General features: G+C 47.6%; 13 protein-coding genes. 12 read left to right on the forward strand and 1 reads right to left on the reverse strand.

The features are described 5' to 3' along the window. The first annotated feature begins 149 nt into the window (after positions 1-149). The 6 genes from AC58QT_RS15410 to AC58QT_RS15435 all read left to right on the forward strand — a co-directional run bounded on the left by AC58QT_RS15410 (position 150) and on the right by AC58QT_RS15435 (position 10,803). On the forward strand, positions 150-1,628 hold the full coding sequence (locus AC58QT_RS15410) for an ABC transporter substrate-binding protein (protein ID WP_497409759.1): 1,479 nt from the start codon (positions 150-152) through the stop codon (positions 1,626-1,628). 75 nt (positions 1,629-1,703) lie between these two features. After that, positions 1,704-2,642 carry an ABC transporter permease gene (locus tag AC58QT_RS15415; protein WP_068665052.1) on the forward strand — a complete coding sequence of 313 codons (939 nt, stop codon included), beginning with the start codon at positions 1,704-1,706 and terminating at the stop codon, positions 2,640-2,642. 29 nt (positions 2,643-2,671) lie between these two features. After that, the gene (locus AC58QT_RS15420) at positions 2,672-3,592 is read left to right on the forward strand and encodes a carbohydrate ABC transporter permease (RefSeq protein ID WP_497409760.1); all 921 of its coding nucleotides are present in this window, start codon (positions 2,672-2,674) and stop codon (positions 3,590-3,592) included. A gap of 45 nt (positions 3,593-3,637) precedes the next feature. Then, complete coding sequence (locus AC58QT_RS15425; RefSeq protein WP_497409761.1) at positions 3,638-4,957, forward strand: glycoside hydrolase family 125 protein; 1,320 nt, start codon at positions 3,638-3,640, stop codon at positions 4,955-4,957. Then, a complete protein-coding gene (locus AC58QT_RS15430) occupies positions 4,954-8,070 on the forward strand; it encodes a beta-galactosidase (protein ID WP_497409762.1) in 3,117 nt (1,038 codons plus the stop codon). The genes AC58QT_RS15425 and AC58QT_RS15430 overlap by 4 nt, the downstream gene beginning before the upstream one ends. 3 nt (positions 8,071-8,073) lie before the next feature. Continuing rightward, positions 8,074-10,803, forward strand: a complete 2,730-nt coding sequence (locus AC58QT_RS15435; RefSeq protein ID WP_497409763.1) for an alpha-mannosidase — start codon at positions 8,074-8,076, stop codon at positions 10,801-10,803. A 67-nt stretch (positions 10,804-10,870) separates the two neighbouring features. Here AC58QT_RS15435 and AC58QT_RS15440 read toward each other — a convergent pair whose 3' ends face one another. Beyond that, a complete protein-coding gene (locus AC58QT_RS15440; RefSeq protein ID WP_497409764.1) occupies positions 10,871-12,094 on the reverse strand; it encodes a glycoside hydrolase family 130 protein in 1,224 nt (407 codons plus the stop codon). A gap of 136 nt (positions 12,095-12,230) precedes the next feature. Here AC58QT_RS15440 and AC58QT_RS15445 point away from each other — a divergent pair, with 136 nt between their 5' ends. The 6 genes from AC58QT_RS15445 to AC58QT_RS15470 all read left to right on the forward strand — a co-directional run bounded on the left by AC58QT_RS15445 (position 12,231) and on the right by AC58QT_RS15470 (position 17,616). Beyond that, the gene (locus AC58QT_RS15445) at positions 12,231-13,133 is read left to right on the forward strand and encodes an AraC family transcriptional regulator (protein WP_497409765.1); all 903 of its coding nucleotides are present in this window, start codon (positions 12,231-12,233) and stop codon (positions 13,131-13,133) included. A gap of 108 nt (positions 13,134-13,241) precedes the next feature. Next, positions 13,242-14,393, forward strand: coding sequence for a Gfo/Idh/MocA family protein (locus tag AC58QT_RS15450; protein WP_497409766.1), 1,152 nt, complete (start codon positions 13,242-13,244; stop codon positions 14,391-14,393). Positions 14,394-14,463: 70 nt separating this feature from the next. Continuing rightward, entirely contained in the window at positions 14,464-15,627 is a 1,164-nt protein-coding gene (locus AC58QT_RS15455) for a dihydrodipicolinate synthase family protein (protein ID WP_497410031.1), read from the forward strand. Positions 15,628-15,663: 36 nt separating this feature from the next. Beyond that, the gene (locus AC58QT_RS15460) at positions 15,664-16,485 is read left to right on the forward strand and encodes a sugar phosphate isomerase/epimerase family protein (protein WP_310225803.1); all 822 of its coding nucleotides are present in this window, start codon (positions 15,664-15,666) and stop codon (positions 16,483-16,485) included. Positions 16,486-16,532: 47 nt separating this feature from the next. Further along, positions 16,533-16,691, forward strand: a complete 159-nt coding sequence (locus AC58QT_RS15465; protein ID WP_497409767.1) for a hypothetical protein — start codon at positions 16,533-16,535, stop codon at positions 16,689-16,691. A gap of 106 nt (positions 16,692-16,797) precedes the next feature. Continuing rightward, on the forward strand, positions 16,798-17,616 hold the full coding sequence (locus AC58QT_RS15470) for a helix-turn-helix domain-containing protein (RefSeq protein WP_497409768.1): 819 nt from the start codon (positions 16,798-16,800) through the stop codon (positions 17,614-17,616). The last annotated feature ends 85 nt before the right edge of the window (positions 17,617-17,701 follow it).

Raw genomic sequence — 17,701 nt, forward strand, 5'->3', positions numbered from 1 at the left:
TTACGAAAAATGATTTGACAGCGTTTTTTTCTTTAGTTTAGACAGGGTTCATTTAGTTTATCGTCTATTTGTAATTGCTTTCATGAAGTACTGTAAATATAGCCCCTACGGGCGTAGAAAAAGAGTATTCACTTGGGAGGACTCAAAAAATGAGAAGAATGAAAAAAAACTTGGTCACGACACTAGGATTAACGTTAGCTGTTTCCTTGACGCTTAGCGCATGTGGCAGCAAAGATGCCGGCGATGCGAAAGGGAATGCGGCAGCGAATAAACCTGTTGAATTAATTTGGTATACAATCGGAACGCCACAGAAAGATGTGGATCGCGTTATGGCTGAAGTCAGCAAGTACACCGCGGAGAAAATCGGTGTTACGGTGAAGATGAATATGACAGATTGGGGCGACTATGCTCAAAAAATGCAAGTAATGACGGCTTCCGGCACACCTATGGATATTATGTTCACGTCTTCATGGGCATTTGATTATGTGCAAAATGCACGTAAAGGAGCATTCAAGTCGATTGACGAGCTGCTGCAAAAAAATGGACAAGGCATTGTCAAAGCATTGGACCCTGCTTTCCTTAATGGCTCCAAAGTAGATGGACATAATTACGGTGTTCCAGCGAATAAAGAGCTGCCTGCACAAGATGTATGGCGTTTCAACAAAACGCTGGCTGACAAATATAGCCTAAGTCTAGATAACGTGAAATCATTGGAAAGCTTAGAGCCGCTGCTTTCAGCAATTAAAGCGAAAGAGCCGAATGTGTATGGATTGGCTGTTGATAAAAACTACATGCCTTATGTGCCTTATGACTACATCATTGAGAAAATGCCAATGGCGGTTAGCGTAGACAACAAAGATTTGAAAGTCGTTAACATTCTCGATACACCAGAAATGAAACAAGCTTTGAAAACAATGAATAAGTATTACAAAGCGGGCTACATTCCAACGGAAGCATCCACACTGACATCCTTGAATGATGTTCAAGTGACGGGCAAATGGTTCGCTGATAAAGCGACCAATCAACCTTTCGCGGACAACCTTTGGTCAGCAAGCTATGGATACCCTGTAGTATCCAAACCAGCTAGCCCTGCTCTCATTTATAACTGGTCCGTCATGGGCTCCATGCAAGCGATCTCCGCCAACTCCAAATATCCAGAAAAAGCGATGGAATTCCTGAACCTGCTCAACACAGATCCTGTCCTTCGCAACATGGTTGATTCTGGTATTGAAGGCGAGCATTACAAAAAAGTCGGTAATGACACTATGGAAAACCAACCGGCATCCAAAAACTATGATATGCCTACGTTCTCCCTTGGTAATGTCCTTTTGACATACAAAGATGTGAAAGATCCTGAGAACAAATGGGAAGAGTTCAAGAAATTTAACGATACAGGCGTACCTGCTCCACTACTTGGCTTTAACTTCGATCCTACCAAAGTCATCAACGAAATCGCTGCTGTACAGAACGTGAAAGAAGAGTTCTGGGCAACACTGATGACGGGAACTGTTGATCCGGATAAATACATCCCGCTAGCCAATGAGAAATTCAAAGCAGCTGGATTGGATAAAATCATGACAGAAGCACAAAGTCAAATTGACGCTTGGAAAACAGCTAACAAAAAATAGAGACAAGGCCGAGGATGAGGTGAATGTTCTGCATTCACCTGATCTTTGTCTTGTTATCAGCGAAGGGGTGATTGTATGAACAGAATAGGAACTTTTTTCAAAGATGTGAAACAAAGCAGAGTGCTGCTGCTCATGGCATTACCGGCAACGCTTTGGTTCCTGTTCTTCTCGTATTTACCGATGGCAGGCATGGTGATTGCTTTCAAGCAGTACCGTTACAGCCGTGATGGTTTTTGGGCAAGTATTGTGGAGAGCAAATGGGTTGGTTTACAGAACTTCAAATTCCTTTTTAGTACGAACGACGCTTATATCATTACGCGCAATACCTTGCTATACAACATTGTGTTCATTATTGCTGGTCTGGTGCTGTCCGTTGGACTCGCCATTGTATTGTCCGAAATTACGAATAAAAAGCTTGCTAAGCTTTATCAAACAGGTATGTTCATGCCCTATTTCTTATCATGGGTCATCGTTGGCTATTTCGTATTCAGTTTCCTAAGTGTGGATAAAGGAATGCTTAATCATATACTTCCCTGGTTTGGCGTGGATCCGATTCGTTGGTATAACGACAAGACGTATTGGCCGCTTATTATTATTCTCGTGTACCTCTGGAAATCAGTCGGCTATAGCTCTGTTGTGTATTTAGCGGCGATCATGGGGATCGATAAATCGCTCTACGAAGCAGCCATGATTGATGGCGCGAGTAAATGGCAGCAGATCCGTCACATTACCTTCCCGATGTTAAAACCGCTAATGACGATTCTGACGCTGCTCGCGATCGGACGTATTTTTTACGCAGACTTTGGCTTGTTCCTACAAGTGCCTAGAGACTCCGGAACGTTATACTCCGTTACCAATGTTATCGATACGTACGTATACCGCGGCCTTAAATCGACAGGAGAAATCGGGATGAGTACAGCGGCTGGCTTGTATCAGTCCGTGATCGGTTTCATTCTCGTGATGACTTCGAACTATGTCGTTAGAAAATTTGATAGGGACAATGCACTCTTTTAACCTAGGATTGCGGAAAGGAGGAACTGATTATGAATGCTGTCAAAGCGATGAAAAAGCAAGACTTTCATAAATTACCGCCGCTGTTGAATGTGTTTGCTCATTTGGCCGCGGGACTTTTTACAATTGCCTGTGTATTCCCGTTTCTGTTTGTGACGATCATTTCGTTCACCGATGAGAAATCACTGAATACGAATGGGTACCGCATCATCCCGGAGAAATGGAGCCTGGAAGCGTACCGTTATCTCTTCAAAGCAGGCGATCAACTGCTGATGTCCTATGGAGTCACCATCCTTGTGACGGTCGTAGGTACGCTTGTTAGTTTGATTCTAACCGCAACGTTCGCTTATGCGATTTCGCGAAAAAGCTTTAAATTCCGTAATTTTTTCGGTTTTTTCGCCTTTTTTACGATGCTCTTTAACGGTGGACTTGTACCGACTTATATTGTTATGACGCAATTGCTTGGGCTCAAGGATTCCCTGTGGGCTTTGGTTCTGCCATTAGCGGGCAACGCCTTCTATATCATGATTATGCGTACTTTCTTTAGTACATCTGTACCGGATGCCATTATTGAATCAGGCAAAATTGACGGAGCCGGCGAATTCGGGATCTTCGTCAAACTCGTGCTGCCGCTGTCCCTGCCAGGGCTGGCGACGATCGGGTTATTCAGTACCTTGGGGTACTGGAATGATTGGTTCAATGCGCTCCTGTACATCGACACGCCAAACTTGGTGCCGCTGCAATCGATGCTGATGCGGATTGAGAACAGCATGCAGTTCCTGCTCCAAAACACGAGCAACCCTTCGGTTGGCATAGGCTTGCTGCAATCGCTGCCGCAGGATACTTCGCGGATGGCGATGGTTGTGCTTGCGACGGGACCGATTATTTTCGCTTATCCGTTCTTCCAACGTTACTTCATTCAAGGTTTAACGATCGGCGCTGTAAAAGAGTAGTACTGTAAGCAACTACGTAGATTATAGAAATGTGGAGGATTTACCGTGGAACAATTTAGACTGCCCAAAATTCCGATGCCCAAACTGGAACTGCCGCAAGCCATTCAAGATGTCTTGCTGGAAGCCGAAGAAAAGCTGGCGCATCGTCCTAAACTCCTGCAATTATTTAAAAATTGTTTTCCAAATACATTAGAAACGACAACGAAGCTGATGCCAGATGGCACTACGTTTGTCATCACGGGAGATATTCCAGCATCCTGGCTGCGTGATTCTGTCGAACAGGTTATGCATTACGTGCCTTTTGCCAAAGAAGATACGGATCTTCAACGTATCATTAGCGGATTAATTAAACGTCATATTCAGTACATTCATATTGATCCGTATGCAAATGCGTTTAATGAGTCGGCCAATGACTGGCATTGGAACAAAGCTGACCAAACCGAGATGTCACCATGGGTATGGGAGCGTAAATTCGAACTCGATTCCCTGTGCTTCTCGATGCGTCTCGCTTATGCGTATTGGAAGGAAACTGAATTGACGGATATCTTTGATGCTGGCTTTAAAGCAGCGATGGTGAAGATCTATGAGTTGTTCCTAACCGAGCAGCATCATTTTGAAAAGTCGCCTTATCGTTTTACTCGCAATAACGGGATACCGACTGACTCGCTGCGCAATAACGGCTTGGGCATGCCTGTGAATTATACGGGAATGGTGTGGTCAGGCTTCCGTTCTAGTGACGATGCGTGTGACTTTCATTACAACATTCCAGCGAATATGTTCGCTGTCGTTGCGCTTCGTCATATGCAGGAATTCGCGGAATGGGTATTCCGGGACATGGATTTCTTGGCACAACTTAAAGCACTTGAAGCAGACATTGATCATGGCATTCAATTGTACGGCATTTATCGTCATCCGACATTTGGACCCATTTATGCGTATGAAACGGACGGCTTTGGCAATCACTGCCTGATGGATGATGCCGGGACACCAGGTCTTATGTCGATTCCTTACTTGGGCTATGTATCAGCGGACGATCCTATTTATCAAAACACAAGACGGTTTGCGCTTAGCAAAGAGAATCCGTTCTATTTCGAAGGCAAGGTGGCTCGTGGAATAGGCAGTCCGCATACGCCGGATGATTACATTTGGCATATGGCACTGTCCATGCAAGGCATTACGGCGTCCACGGCGGAAGAGAAGCTGGAGATGATCGCGATGCTGGAAGCGACAGATGCAGATACGGGATTCATGCATGAAGGTTTTCACGTTGATGACCCAACGATTTTCACACGCAAATGGTTTGCATGGTCGAACAGCCTGTTCTCTCAATTGGTTTATCAAGCGATGAAGGATGGTCTTCTATGAGTCGCCCGATCCTTATCTTCCATGAGCCCGGATTCCCGAGCAGTTCGTTGAGTGATGTGCCCATCGAGCAATTGACGGCGCAAGGGGCGATTGTGGTAGGTGCCCATGCACTTGGAGAGGCACTACGATCAGCAGCCCACGGATGTTTCGTTAATTTGCATGCGCCGTATTTTCCAAAAGCGGCGTGGCCTGACATTCTGGGGTTCTTGCAGCGCGGCGGCGGTCTGCTGAGTGTGGGCGGCGCAGCCTTCAAGCGTCCTGTACGCTGGGAAGATGAGAATTGGCATGTGGAATCGGAGCAGACGGGTTACCACCAGCAGCTGCATATTCATGAAATGCTACGAGTTGACAGTACGCCATTCCGTTCTTATATCACGTCAGAAACCTTACCATTGTTGGAAGGGCAAGAGTCGCTATTCGCGCTTGCTGATACTTGGAATATGGTGCCGCATACGACGCGAGACAGTGATTTGCCGCATCAGATGGGTGCGGCGGGGACGATGAGCACGCAGATTTATCCGTTGCTGAAGAGCATAGGTAAGACAGGCCGGGAACTAGCTGCTCCTGTTGTCCTATGGGAGAACTCGCGAGGTGCGTTTATCGGTTCGCGCTGGATGTTCGTCAATGTGCCGCTGAGCCCCTCGTTCTGGAGCGAAGGTGGTGCGCAGCGCTTGGCCGAGTGGGCGAGTTTCTGTGCGAGCGGTGTGACGGAGTTGTGGATCAAGCCGAATTATGCCAGCTATGAACCAGGCGAGCACGCGATGCTTACGATTCAAACACAACTTATCGGGGAGAAAGATGCCGCTGTTAAAGAGTGGACACTCGACCTTCGTGTCGAGCATGACAACGGTACGCAAGATGCTTGGACCTCTCGTTTAACTGTTGAAGTTAACAAAGAATTCAATGTGGTGCGCATTCCTGTGCCGCTAGATATACAGCGCGGTTTGTACCGCGTAACGTGTAAGGCAATCTCAGAGGATGGCGAACAGCGTATGCTTCGTCAAGGATTCTGGGGGCACGATGCAGGGCTGCTCTCAGAAGGCCAGCCCATCACTTGCGGTCGCGATTATTTCATCAAGGATGGACGTCCATTGCCAGTCGTTGGCATGACGTACATGACATCTGATGTGGCTCGCAAATTCTTATTCCTGCCGAATAGCGATGTCTGGGATCGGGATATGGCTCAAATGGCCAAAGCAGGCATCAACTGGATACGTACGGGCATTTGGACTGCCTACCGCAATATCATGCAGGTGGATGGCCATGCTTCGGAAGAAGTATTGAGAGCCATCGATGCTTTCCTCCTGACGGCTAAAAAACATAATCTGCAGGTGACGTTTACCTTCTTCTCCTTCACTCCTGAAACATGGGAAGGGGTTAATCCCTATCTCGATCCACAAAGTGTGGAAGCTCAAAAGAGATTCATCCGCTCCATCGTATCCCGACATGGGGAGACGACTCATGTGGATTGGGATCTGATCAACGAGCCATCGATGTTCGATCCCGCTCAGATATTCTCGGATGGACCTCGTTCCAGTCGGGATCCGTATGAGAAGGAAGCTTTTATTGCATGGCTCAAACAGCGTCATGAGAGTATTGAACTGTTGCAAGAACGCTGGAATATGACGCCTGTGCAGCTTCCGACGTATGAATCGGCTGTCATTCCGGAGGCGTCTGACATCAATTTCGACGTGCAGGATATGCACCGGGCGAAAAAGGGGACACGCTGGCTCGATTACTGCCTATTCTCGATGGAGATGCACAACCAGTGGGCCAAACAGCTGTATGATACCATTAAAGAAATCGTACCTGAGCATCTCGTTGTCGTCGGCCAGGATGAAGCGCTTGGCGCACAGCGACCTTCACCGCTTTTCTATGAAGAAGCAGTAGATTACACAACGGTCCATTCCTGGTGGTTGAACGATAACCTCGTATGGGATGGCATCTTTGCCAAAACAGCCAATAAACCGAATGTCATTCAAGAGACTGGCATTATGTACGTAGAGACCCCAGATGGACGTGCGAAACGTTCGGAGATCGAGCTGCGCAGTATGTTGGAGCGCAAATATGCTTACGCCTTTGCAACGGGAGGCGCAGGAGCGATTCATTGGATATGGAACACCAATTTCTATATGGATAACGCGAACGAGTCCCATATCGGAGCACTTCGTGCCGATGGGACGGAGAAACCGGAAGCGGATGTTTCCTATGAATTCGGCCGCTTCATGGCCGAGATCAGAGACCTATTCCAGGAGCGGGTACTGGAAGATATTGTGGCTGTATTCCCTTATTCCAACGATTTTTCCAATCGGAAATTGGCATTTGATGCCACGACGGCCATGACGCGTGTGCTGTCCTATAAGATGAAGTTGCCGTTCCGTGCGGCTTCGGAATATCATTTGGAGGCGCTGGAGCAGCAACCTGCGAAGCTGATTGTGCTCCCAAGCGCGCATAATGTGGATGAGCAAGCATGGATGAAGCTGATCGATATTGTGAAGCGCACGGGTGCGACACTATTGGCTACAGGCCCAATTAGTTTGGACGCGTACTGGAAGATGAAACAGCGTCTCGTCGATGAGCTGGGTGAAGCAGAACTTCACAATGTTCGCCGGGAAGAAATGCTTGAGCTGGAAGGCACTTTGCACCCAGTTTCCTATGGGCGTCGCCGAATTGCTGAAACGTTGAAAGAAGTGCGTATTGGTGGTGGAGCAGCGAAGCCAAGTGCTGGTGGAGATCGCGTTGTTGATCTTCCTTTAGGCAATGGCCGATTGATTTGGAGTCCGCTGCCAGTGGAAGTAAACGACCGGATGGACACGGTAGAGGCACTTTACCGGTATGCAGTGACTGCTTCCGATTGTAGCAGCGGATTGCAGTGGCTTCAAGGCGATCTTGCAGGGATTTACGGAAGGAAGCTGCGTTTCAAGGACGGTTTCTTATATGTATTTGTCTCTGAATTTGCTTGGGATGTGAATGTTAAAGTTCGCGATACCGATAGTGACACGACATACGCGTTCACCCTAGAGAAAGAGCGTTCTGTGCTCTTTGCCGCAGATCGACAAGGGCAATTGATCTCCATTTACCGCCCAGATGAAGTCCATATTGAAAGGAGCTAACCCATGAGTACCAAACGAACGGCTCATATCATCTCCCATACCCATTGGGATCGGGAGTGGTATTTACCATATGAAAAGCACCACGTGAGACTAGTTAAACTCGTAGATACGTTATTAGATAAAATGGATCAAGATGCCAATTACCGCAGTTTCTTTCTGGATGGTCAGACAATTATTCTGGAGGATTACTTGCAGGTCAGACCCGAGCAGAAGGAACGTCTAACCCAATTAATTCAGGATGGCCGTATTCTCATCGGACCTTGGTACATTTTGCAGGATGCTTTCTTAACGAGCGGCGAAGCCAATGTCCGTAATATGCAGATTGGGCATCAAGATGCGAAAGCTTATGGCGATGTGTCGAAAATCGGCTATTTTCCCGACACGTTCGGTTTAGTCGGGCAGACGCCGCAATTGATGCAGCAGTCCGGCATCACGAATGCCTTATTCGGACGCGGCGTGAAGCCGACGGGATTCAACAACACAGTCTCCGATGGTGATTTTGAATCTTCCTTCTCGGAGCTGGTTTGGGAAGGTCCAGATGGCTCCCAGGTGCTGGGTATTCTATTTGCCAACTGGTATTCCAATGGGAATGAGATCCCTGCTGACAAAGTAGAAGCCAAAGCTTATTGGGAACGCAAGCTGGCGGACGCGGAGAAGTATGCTTCTACGGGGGAATTGCTCTTCATGAATGGCTGTGATCATCAGCCTGTTCAACTTGATTTGCCAGAAGCCATTCAAACGGCGAGCGAGCTTTTCCCAGATACAACTTTTGTCCACTCGAATTTTAACGATTACTTGGCGGCCGTTCAGCGCTCAGGGAAGCAAGAACTTTCGACAGTCAAAGGTGAACTTCGCAGTCAGCGAACGGATGGATGGTCAACACTTGTCAATACAGCTTCGGCGCGCGTGTACTTGAAGCAGATGAATCAGCTTGGACAAGCGATGTTGGAGAAAGTGGCAGAGCCGCTCGCGGCATTCGCCTATGTTCTTAAAGTTGGAGAGAAGTACCCGCATCATTTGTTCACTTACGCCTGGAAAACCTTAATGCAAAACCATCCGCATGACAGCATCTGCGGCTGTTCTGTGGACGAAGTGCACCGTGAAATGGTCACACGCTTCGATAAGAGCCGTCATGTTGCTGAAGCCATTATCGATGACAGCAAGCAAGCCATTGCGGATGCGATCAATACGTCTGGCTTTACGGTGACTGGCGAAGGTGCTCTGCCCGTAGTCGTGTTTAATACGTCGGGTTGGGAACGCTCGGGGGTAGTTAGTATCGTGATTGATGCTTTACGTCTCTATTTCCGAGATGGCTATACACTTGAAGAAGCAAGCGCTCTTGCCAAAGCAGCAGATCTCACAGGACGCGTACTCGTGGATGCTTCTTCGCAGTCTCTGCCATGTACGGTCGAAGATCTCGGCTTGCAATTCGGATACGATTTGCCGGACGACAAGTTCCGTCAGCCGTATATGTGCCGAAAAGTAAGATTGACTTTCGAAGCCGACAAGGTGCCGGCACTAGGTTTGAAAACGTACGCGTGGGTGAAGAAGGAAGCGGAATTGGTCACTTCTTCGCTGTTCACAAATGAGCGGGTCATGGAAAATGCTGCGATCAAGATTGACATCGCGGATAACGGTTCTTTCACGCTGACGGATAAGAAGAACGGCCGCACGTACCGGGATTTAGGTGTATACGAGAATGTCGGAGATATTGGCAACGAGTATATGTTCCGTCAACCGGATGGCGAAACGTCATTGACAACGAGCGCCTTGCAAGCTCAAATCCGCGTGCTTCATGATACGGCCTACCAAGCTTCCGTTGAAATCGTCCACGAGTGGTCGATTCCTGCGTCGGGCGACGACATGCTGGATGTTGAACAACGTGACTTGGTGTACTATCCGTATCGTAAAGCACAGCGTTCTACGCGCATGATTCCGATGCGGATTCGCACGGTGGTTAGCTTGAGCCGCAGTGGGCAAGGGGTAGAGATCGAATCATCCTTTAACAACCAGGCGAAGGATCATCGTCTACGGATGTTATTCCCAACGGATCTGACAGCGCAAACGCATCATGTTGATTCGATGTTTGAAGTTGTGCAGCGCGATAATACGCCGGCTTCAGAATGGGAGAACCCAAGCAATACCCAACATCAACAAGCATTCGTTGATGTAAGCGAAACAGGTGCGGGCTTGGTTGTTGCCAATCTCGGATTGAACGAATACGAGGTTCTGCGCGATGGACGGAATACGATCGCTGTAACGCTTTTGCGTGCAGTTGGCGAACTCGGTGATTGGGGCTTGTTCCCTACTCCGGAAGCGCAATGTCTAGGCGAGCACACCGTTCGATTGGCGATTTTCCCGCATAATGGGGATGGCGCACAATACGAAGCTTATACGGCCGCATACCAGTTCCAAATTCCTTGGACATTGGCACAGACCGGCATCCATGATGGCCAAATTGCTTCAACATATGCTCCTCTCCAATGGGAGGGAGAAGGGCTTGCCTTTTCCTCAATGAAACTAAATGAAGCATCAGAGGATGTGCTGCTTCGTTGGTACAACATGCGTTCACTGCATGCAGAGGTTAAAGTCAGTACGCAACTTCCTCAGCAGAATTTCTATAAGAGCACGATTTTGGAAATACAAGGCGAGCGTTTGGCCGTAGAGGCAGACGGCGGATTGACGTTGCCAGTAGGTCCTTGTGAGATTGTGACAATCGGGATTCAGCGGTAGGAAGGTTAATAACAAAAAATAGGCTGTCTCAAAAGTCTTGATCGACTTTTGAGACAGCCTATTCCTATTACCTGTGAATATGATTGCCTTGTGAATCGTATTGGCGAATGTGCGCAATAAGCTCATCGCGGTTTACCCAAGAGATGCCGACTTTCTGATCAGCAGCGCCATAAGCCATAATCAATTCTTCACCGACAAAAATACCTGCGGTGGTGAATAGGCATGGAGTTGGATAGTCAGAGGGCATTTCCCATTCTTGCTGGGCATACATTAACCGATCCGAGCAGCGATGTGTGACCACAGGGAAGTCGTTCTCCTGCTCTTTCACGATCATGAAGGATTGCGTATACCCAAAGTAAATATCTTTCTTACCATGATACGATACCAGCCATTCCCCCTCGCCAAGTGAGAGTGGCGGCCAAGAAGCGCCTACCTTGTTAGCCTCCCAATCGAAGAGGGATGTTGCGAGTAATCGATGAGTTGCTTTTGGCGATGCAAAATCTTCAATGTGCTCTGCGGCCGCCAAAAAAATCGATGGTCGGGTCACTTCATCGCCTTGCGGGAACGGTTTAGGGTTCATTGGACGATGGAGCATCACGTATTGCGGCTTACCGTCGATCACCATTTTTTCAGGGAACAAGAAGACGTCGCGGTTATCGCTGACATGACCTTCAGATAATGGGCACACGTATTGGAAAGCTTCTTCATACTTGCCCACGCTAAGTTTATCGAGATGCAGTCTATACAGCACGGTCACGGTGTCATTGGTACGAGCGGTTTGGGTGAAGGCATCTTCTCCTTCATGGACCCAATCGGGTACATACTCATACCTGGTTATGACAGGCGGATCTTGATCTTCCAACCAGTAAGGACCTGGAGGGAACATCCGGCAGGCAACGGACACATAGAGTTCGTCTTCGATGTAAAAAATACGCGGATCTTCAATACACCCGTTTGAATAATCGCGAACACGCGTGCCGTGGATATTTGTAATATAAATATCTTCTTTCTCCTGGTTTAAGGCAGGAATAATCGCAGGGCGACCGAAATCTGCCTCCCAAGTGATTCCTTTATCATCACTGAAAGCATATCCGAGAAATATCGGATAGGGGTCATGTTTGCCTTCCTGACGCGCTTGCGGCCACGGTCCAGTTGCCCGGAACAACATGTGAAGCCGCTCAGACTTAGGATCTTGCACGATAGCGGGGTTGAGCACCATTTTATTAGCCCAATCGCAGTCGGGTTGAGGGGTAAGCGCAGGTGTTGGTGAATAACGGAATTGAGGTTGCATGGGTAGGTGAGCCTCCTATAGTATGTTGCTATTATCAGCATACAAACTCACAGTCTAGTCGAAAAGAGACAGGAACGACATTGTTTCGTAAAAATGTCGTTCCTGTTATAGTAGATAGACGAGGAGGCTGATTCTCATGTCCACAGCTCATGAATCGCCACAATTAGCCATGCGCTATACCGATCTAGATATTAAAATTCCACTTGGCCCCATGTTAATCAATCTGATCTACATTAATTATGAAGCACCGATTGCTTCATGGGGATACCCTAACCATTGTCACAGCAGTTATGAACTACACTATATTACGCGAGGAAAAGGCACACTGGAGGTAGCGGAAAAGACGTTCCACATAGAGCCGGGTACTTTTTATTTAACAGGTCCAGGCATCTATCATCGGCAGCTTGCTGACAGTGAAGATCCTATGGATGAATACTGTATTAATTTCGAAGTTAGACTGCGAAAGCGAAAACCGCAGAAGAATGATATGTATTTGACCCAAGAAACGAATGATATATGGCATACATTGTTAAATACTTCCTTCTGGTTCGGACAAGATGAGCTGGGGACCGTCGATCTTTTTCGTAGCATCATGAACGAATTTGAACAACAATGGCTCGGTCAGTATACCGTGATCCAGAGTCTCGCTACTCAAATTATTGTGGGTGCGGTGCGTAGTTTTGCAGGGGAGAGGCGTTCCGCTTATCACATTCCCAAGAAACTGCTGAATGATTCCAGACGCTTCCTGACGGATGATTACTTCCGACTGCCACATAAGGATATGAGTTCCAAGGAGCTTGCGTCTCAAATCGGTATTAGCCAGCGTCAGTTAGAACGACTCATGCAGAGTTACTATGGTGTGACTTTTCGGGAGAAGCTGCAGTTCAGCCGAATGGAGAAGGCGAAGGAGCTCCTGCGCAACAAGGAACTTCCTGTTAACGCTGTAGCAGATCAGATTGGGTATGCGTCGCCAAGCTATTTTACGAAACATTTTCGGAGCTATACAGGGTTAACTCCCGTGCAATTTAGGCAGCAATAAATGATCAAAGAAACACTTCCAATTTCAGGAATCCATTTCGGCTTTTAGTACGACAATCCGTCTGTGCAAAAGGTAGAATACTCCTAAGAAGAAGGAAGGAGTTTTACAATGACGACACATACAATAGGTATTATTATGAACGGCGTGACAGGGCGCATGGGAACGAACCAGCACTTAGCACGCTCCATCGTCGCTATTCGCGAACAAGGCGGCGTGACATTGCCCAATGGCGATACCATTATGCCTGACCCGATATTAATTGGACGGCAGGAGAAGAAAATTAAGGCACTAGCAGAAAAGTACGGCGTTGCCCGTTGGAGTACGGATGTGGATGCCGCGCTTGCCGATCCTTATAACGTAATCTATTTTGATTCTCAGACGACGGTAATGAGGGCAGAGAGCTTGCGCAAAGCTATTCGTGCGGGAAAACATATCTATACGGAAAAGCCTACTGCTACCAGCTTGGAAGAATCACTTGAATTAGCCAGATTGGCAAGGGAAGCAGGTTTGAAGAACGGCGTCGTTCAGGACAAACTATTTCTTCCTGGCTTGTTAAAGCTAAAGCGTTTGGTTGACTCCGGTTTCTTTGGGACAATTTTATCTGTCCGAATGGAATTTGGCTATTGGGTGTTCGAAGGGGATTGGCAGCCAGCTCAACGGCCATCCTGGAACTATCGGAAAGAAGACGGTGGTGGAATTATCGTCGATATGTTCGCACATTGGCGGTATGTATTGGACAATTTGTTCGGAGAAGTGCGCTCCGTATCTTGCCTCGGTGTCACTCATATCCCACAACGCGTGGACGAACTCAATCAAGTCTATGAAGGCACAGCAGATGATGCTGCCTACGCGACATTTGAATTGGAAGGCGGCATCATTGTACAAGCCAATTCGTCATGGGCAGTTCGAGTGAATCGAGATGATTTATTGACCATTCAAGTTGACGGTACGGAAGGAAGCGCGGTCGCGGGGTTACGTGAATGCAAGACGCAACATCGCGTCCAAACACCAAAGCCAGTGTGGAATCCAGATATTCCGAACCCGCATTCATTCCAGGAGCAGTGGCAGAATGTGCCAGATAACATGGTTTTTGATAACGGTTTCAAAGTGCAATGGGAAATGTTCCTTAAGCATGTGGTAGCAGATCAACCGTTCAAATGGGATTTGTTCGAAGGCGCGAAAGGTACTCAGCTAGCGGAACTTGGGTTACAGTCGTGGAAAGAACGTCGCTGGATCGATATACCGGAGTTACGGTTGTAATAAATAGGAAGCGGAGAGCTTGAACGGATTTCAAGCTCTCGCTATTCATTTTGATGAGGGGGAAACTACGTTGTCAACGGTGCTGAAGCTCCTACGAACAGGAGGAACGTTATCTCCTTACACACCAGGGCGAAGCGGTTCGTTTACGCAACCGCAAAAGCCACTTATTAGCCGTACGGCGTTTTCTGCGGCTCATGTCGTTTGCGATCCGTTTGCTGACGCGAATCCTCTGCATGATTCGCGTATAGATTGGGATGCTACGTTAGCCTACCGAAGGCATTTATGGTCACTCGGTCTTTCAGTCGCCGAGGCCATGGACACGGCTCAACGCGGCATGGGTCTTCATTGGACACGGGCGCAAGAGCTTATCTCGCGTTCGATTACGGAGGCCAAAGCAGTGAATGGCCGCATCGCTTGCGGTGCTGGAACGGATCATCTGCTGCCATCGAATGAGGTAACACTCGAAGATGTTGAGGCAGCATACGAGCAGCAATGCGCGTTCGTAGAAGGAGAAGGCGGGCAAATTATACTTATGGCAAGCCGGGCACTTACTGCGGCTGCTCGGGGACCTGAAGATTATGAAAGGGTTTACAGCCGTATTTTGAGCCAAGTCTCTCAGCCCGTAATCTTGCATTGGCTTGGAGATATGTTCGATCCTGCACTCGCAGGGTACTGGGGGCATCGGAATCTGAATGAGGCTATGGATGTATGCTTGAGAGTCATTCACGCTCATGCCGATAAGGTGGATGGAATTAAGATTTCGCTGCTCGATGCAGATAAAGAAATCGCAATGCGTCGGCTTCTGCCGAGCTCGGTTAAGATGTATACCGGAGACGATTTCAATTATCCAACCCTTATCCGTGGTGACGAGCTAGGATATAGTCATGCACTCCTTGGTATATTTGATGCGATTGCACCTGCAGCCTCTGCAGCCATTCAAGCGCTTGATCGAGGGGATACGGCAGCATATGAAAGAATTCTAGAGCCGACTGTCGCACTTTCTCGTCATATTTTTCAAACGCCTACTTATGCTTACAAGACTGGCATTGTATTCATGGCTTATTTGAATGGACATCAATCACACTTTCGCATGCTAGGCGGACAGGAAAGCTCGCGTTCGCTTACTCATTTATGTGAGTTATTTGTACTTGCCGATAGAGCTGGGCTCCTTGTGGATCCCGAACTAGCATCGGAGCGGATGCGACTCGTGTTGGCTATGCATGGCATTATTTAACAACTCCACAAATTAATAATGAGGAGGGCTTATGAGATGTACAGTCAACCTTCGATGTCACGTCTTAGTTTGAATCAAATAACAACGGATAACTGGAGTTTGCGAGAGGCAGTCGATGGATGCGTTCGTGCAGGCATTCCGTGGATCGCACCTTGGCGACACAAAGTAGCTGAACTGGGGCTTAATGAAAGTGTGAAAATCATTACAGACTCTGGTTTGCGCGTATCGAGTCTGTGTCGAGGGGGATATTTTCCTGCAGCAACGGCGGCTGAACGAGAAGCGCGTCTGGATGATAATCGGCGTGCTGTTGATGAAGCAGCAGCGCTTGGAGCAGAGACGCTCGTTCTCGTTTGTGGCCCTGCTCCTGACCGCGACATCGATCGTGCGAGGGGGTGGGTTCAAGAAGGCATAGACCGTCTAGTCCCCTATGCAAAAGATAGAGGTATTAAACTTGGCATCGAACCGCTTCATCCCATGTATGCGGCAGAACGGTCTGTTATTGTCACGCTGGGTCAAGCTAATCAAATGGCGGAGCAGTACGCAGCAAGCGAAGTAGGCGTAGTTGTAGATGTGTTTCATGTCTGGTGGGATCCCCAGTTATATACGGAAATACGCAGGGCAGGCAATCGCATACTAGGCTTTCACGTATCCGATTGGATCGTTCCGACGCCGGATTTGCTTCTTGGCCGTGGGATGATGGGCGACGGCGTGATAGAGCTAAGAAGAATACGGCAAATGGTTGAAGAGGTCGGTTATCAGGGTCCTATTGAAGTTGAAATTTTCAATAAGTCGATCTGGGATCTCCCCGGCGATGAAGTCATTACTACAATGAAACAGCGATACACGGAGTATGTGTAAAGGTTATTCTAGGTCAATCATACGTCTGTATAGACGAGGGTAGGCAGGTGGTCATTATTCATGATGCGGATTTCGTAGCGCAGTTGCTCTATTGGAGAGAGGATGATGGTAAAGTCATCGTCCCAGAAGATCAGAGGAAGCAAACGAAGCTGAAGCCCAAAGTCACCAAAAAATATACGAAACGAAAGACATCAGGTAAAAAGTGATGCTAATCAACTTTACGAAAAGAAAGCGCTTGTCTCCTGTTAAACTCCGAACTACAATGGATGAAAGGGTTTCCAAGTTGGGGGTTATAAAGGAGGCGAGCTCATCATGACGTTTAGAAAATTATATCTTCCACATCATGGTGTCCACTTGTATGAAAGCCAGCATCGGGATCGTAATGTTGTAGGCAGTCATCATCATGACGTCTATCAATTGTTATATGGTATGGAGGGCGAAGGACAAATAACGCTCAATGGTAAAACATATCCGATTGGGCAAGATGTAGCCGCATTGATTGTGCCTTATTCCGAGCATTCGATTAGTACGACCTCCAAATTGACACTTCTCGTGCTTGCCTTTCACCGAACTTCGATCGATATCTATGCGCAAGAAGAATTGCTCGGCAAGTTCTTCGGAGCTTCTTCCTTATTAAAACTGAATGCGTTTGCGAGCAGTGAGCTTCGAAGATTGCTGCGTAAAATGCTTTACGAGCAATTGCAGGAAGATCTACTGAACACATTTGCAATTAAGCTGCATATGGAAGAGCTTCTGCTTGAACTTGCCCGTTCCCAACAAATTCCTCATACTCCTGATGCTAATTCACTTCGCGCGGAACGTATTTGTACCTATATAGATACCCACTATTTCGAACCGATTACATCGACAGACATTGCCGTTCGAATGAATATGAGCGTACGGCATGTGAGCAGTATTTTCAAAGAACGATATCAGAAAACGCCATCGCAATACTTAACTGAGGTACGTATTGGCATTGCCAGCAAACTTCTCTTAGAAACGGATAAAGATATCGTCTCCATCTGCTTTGAAGTAGGCTATGAGACGGTGTCCGCCTTTTACCGCACCTTTAGAAATATGGTAGGGATGTCCCCGAATCACTTCCGTCAATCAGTCAAACGAAACAACTAGCAAATACTAGCTTCCTATGACCATTTTTTCTTGTCAATTCATTGACTCTCCATTGCGTTCCCTATATATTTATGGAGGGGGTGTA

This window comes from Paenibacillus sp. J31R109, assembly GCF_059692055.1.